Annotated in this window: 4 protein-coding genes; 3 read left to right on the top strand and 1 reads right to left on the bottom strand. The window is 72.3% G+C overall.

The window, feature by feature from the left end; translation table 11 throughout:
* Positions 1-887 (bottom strand): 23S rRNA (adenine(2503)-C(2))-methyltransferase RlmN (rlmN, locus tag VIB55_RS00730; protein WP_331874742.1); only part of this gene is annotated, 887 nt, incomplete at its 3' end.
* Between the two features lie 178 nt (positions 888-1,065).
* Here rlmN and VIB55_RS00725 point away from each other — a divergent pair.
* The 3 genes from VIB55_RS00725 to VIB55_RS00715 all read left to right on the top strand — a co-directional run.
* On the top strand, positions 1,066-1,524 hold the full coding sequence (locus VIB55_RS00725; RefSeq protein ID WP_331874741.1) for a PTS sugar transporter subunit IIA: 459 nt from the start codon (positions 1,066-1,068) through the stop codon (positions 1,522-1,524).
* Complete coding sequence (locus tag VIB55_RS00720; protein ID WP_331874743.1) at positions 1,524-1,913, top strand: VanZ family protein; 390 nt, start codon at positions 1,524-1,526, stop codon at positions 1,911-1,913. Before VIB55_RS00725 ends, VIB55_RS00720 begins: the two co-directional genes overlap by 1 nt.
* On the top strand, positions 1,910-2,459 hold a 550-nt coding region (locus VIB55_RS00715; RefSeq protein ID WP_331874740.1), incomplete at its 3' end, for an OB-fold nucleic acid binding domain-containing protein. The genes VIB55_RS00720 and VIB55_RS00715, both read left to right, overlap by 4 nt.

Raw genomic sequence — 2,459 nt, 5'->3', positions numbered from 1 at the left:
GAGGTGAACTCGCTCACCACCGCCGCCAGCTCGTCGGCCAGCTCGGGCTCGTCGGTCACGCCGTCGATCATCACGTACTCGAAGGTGATCCGCTTGCCGCCCGCCTGGTCGAAGCGCCGCAACGCCTCCAGCAGCTCGGGGAGCGGAAACTTCTTTTCCAGCGGGATCAGCTTCTGCCGCAGCTCGTGGTTGGGCGCGTGAAGCGAAACGGCCAGGCGAAACTGCTCGGGCATCTGGGCCATGCGCAAAATGCCGGGCACCACCCCCACGGTTGAAATGGTGACGCGCCGCGCGCCGAACTTGTAGCCGCGGTTCAGGATGGCCAGCGTGGGGAACACCGCCTTGGGGTTCATCAGCGGCTCGCCCATCCCCATGAAGACGATGTTGGTGACGTCGTCGTAGCCGTTTTCCTGCGCCCACTTCCGCGCCCCGCGGAACTGCGCGACGATCTCGCCCGCGCTCAGCTGGCGGCGGTAGCCCGCCCACCCGGTGGCGCAGAAGGTGCACGCCATGGCGCACCCCGCCTGCGACGAGATGCACAGCGTCAGGCGGGTGGGCGTAGGGATGAGCACCGACTCGATGAGCTCGCCGTCGGCCAGCCGCCACAGGTGCTTGGCCGTGCCATCCACGGAGCGCGACACCTTGGCCGGCTCGGGCGCGGTGAAGGCGAACGCCTCGGCCAGGGCGGCGCGCTCGGCGTGCGGCAGGTCGGTCATGTCGCCGAAGCCGAAGGCGCCGCGCTCGTACACCCAGCGCAGCACCTGGCCCACGCGGTAGCCCGGCTGGCCGCGCGCGGCGAAGTGCTCCCGGAGGGCGGCGTCGGCCTCTTCGGGGAGCATGCCCACCAGGTCGGGGGCGGGGGCGGTCTGCTGCGCGGTGGCGATCATTCCGTTGGGCTGTAGTCCTGGGCTGCAAAGGGCCTGAACCATGCTGATTCACCGCACCGGCGCCCGTGTTCCCCGCGCGCTTGCTGGGGTGTGGGGCGTGCGTTAGGTTTTGCAAAGTCCGCACCCCCGGCCACGCCACGCGCGTGGCCTGAACGTTTATCGGTGTCAGAGGTTCCCTGTGCTGCTGAGCGAGCTGCTCACCCCCGACCGGGTTCGCGTGCCGCTGCGGGGCGCTTCGAAGGACGACCTGCTGCGCGAGCTGGTGGGCGTGCTGCACCAGGCCGGCGCCGTGGCCGACGAGAACGGCGTGCTGCAGGGGGTGCGCAAGCGCGAGGAAGTGCTGAGCACGGGGGTCGGCAGCGGCGTGGCCATCCCCCACTGCCGGTGCGACGGCGTGCCCGCCCTGGTGATGGCCGCCGGGGTGACGCCCCAGCCGGTGGACTACGACGCGCTCGACGGCGAGCCGGTCCGCCTGTTCTTTCTGCTGGTGGGCCCCGAGGCCGCCGGGGGACAGCACGTGAAGGCGCTCAGCCGCATCTCGCGCATGGTGCGCCGCGACGACTTCCGCGCGCGCCTGGCCGCGGCGGCCACCCCCGACGAGTTCGTGGCGGTGCTGGCCGAGGCGGAAGCGTGCTGATGGGCCGTGTGGCGGCCTGGGTCCCCGCGCTGGCCTGGGCCGCCGTGATCTTCAGCCTGTCGGCCCAGCCGACGCTGCCCGCGCCCGAGGTGCCGTACGTCGACAAGGTGCTGCACTTTGGCGCCTACGCCGTGCTGGGCGCGTGCCTGGCCTTCGCCGTGCACCGGTCGTCGCTGCCCATGGCGCTGGCGGTGCTCCTGGGTGCCGCGTACGGCGCCAGCGACGAGATCCACCAGATGTTCGTTCCCGGCCGCTCGCCCGACGTGTTCGACTGGGTGGCCGACGCGGCCGGGGTGGCCGCTGCCGTGTACCTGTATTCCCGCTGGCGCGTGCGCCGTGGCGCGCCGGCCGGCGCTGCCGTGGCCCGCGTACCGTTCCCTGGCGCATGACCGACCAACTCGCCACCGCGTACCGCACCCGCGCAGCCGGCTCGCTGCGCGCGGCCGATGCAGGCAACCCCGTCACCGTGGCCGGCTGGGTGCACCGCCGCCGCGACCTGGGCGGCATCGTTTTCCTGGACCTGCGCGACCGCGAGGGCCTCGTGCAGGTGTCGTTCGACCCGGCGTGGACGCCGGCCGACGCGCTGGCCGAGGCGCGGCGGCTGGGGCCGGAGGACGTGGTTCAGGTGGAAGGCACCATCTTTCCGCGCATCCACGGCCAGCACAACGACGCCCTGGCCACCGGCGAGGTGGAGGTGCGCGGCACGGCGCTTCGCGTGCTGACCCGCGCCGAGCCGCTCCCCATCCAGGTGGACTACGCCGCCGACGAGGAGCTGCCGGCCGAGGAGCTGCGGCTGCGCTACCGCTACCTGGACCTGCGCCGGCCGGCCCTGCAGCGCAACCTGGTCATCCGCCACGGGGCGGCGCTGGCCACGCGGGCGTTCCTGTCGGAGCAGGGCTTTCTTGAGATCGAAACGCCGCTGCTCACCAAGCCCA

The organism is Longimicrobium sp. (genome assembly GCF_036554565.1).
Classification (GTDB): Bacteria; Gemmatimonadota; Gemmatimonadetes; order Longimicrobiales; family Longimicrobiaceae; genus Longimicrobium.
This window is presented reverse-complemented; position numbering and strand designations above follow the sequence as displayed.